The 498-nt window shown below is 63.3% G+C and carries 1 protein-coding gene; it reads right to left on the bottom strand.

Annotated elements, in window-relative coordinates; translation table 11 throughout:
- Window positions 1–498 (bottom strand): tryptophan--tRNA ligase (trpS, locus tag ACFO5K_RS27165; RefSeq protein ID WP_378568771.1); only part of this gene is annotated, 498 nt, incomplete at both ends.

A 498-nucleotide genomic window follows, 5' to 3' on the forward strand; every position in this document is an offset into this window, starting at 1 on the left:
ACTGAGGATCACCAGCAGATTGCTCACACCCGCCTTGTGTTCGGGATCGTAGCGGATCTCACGCTCGGTGTCGGTGACGGCCGAACGCACCTTCTTGGCGGTCGCCTTCGGGTCGTCGAGCAGGTTGATCAGACCCGCGTCGCTCGAGGCCGACTTGCTCATCTTGGCGGTGGGATCCTGCAGATCGAAAATCTTGGCGGTGCCCTTCACGATGTGCGGCTCGGGCACCACGAACGTCTTCTTGAACCGAGTGTTGAAGCGCTGAGCCAGGTTCCGGGTGAGCTCGAGATGCTGACGCTGATCCTCGCCGACGGGCACCTGCTGCGGGCGGTAGAGCAGGATGTCGGCGGCCATCAGCACCGGGTAGGTGAACAGGCCGACGGTCGCGTTCTCAGCGCCCTGCTTGACCGACTTGTCCTTGAACTGGGTCATCCGGCTCGCCTCACCGAAACCGGTGATACAGCTCAGCACCCAGGCCAGTTCGGCGTGCTCGGGCAC

This window comes from Nocardia halotolerans (genome assembly GCF_042650145.1).
Classification (GTDB): Bacteria; Actinomycetota; Actinomycetes; order Mycobacteriales; family Mycobacteriaceae; genus Nocardia; species Nocardia halotolerans.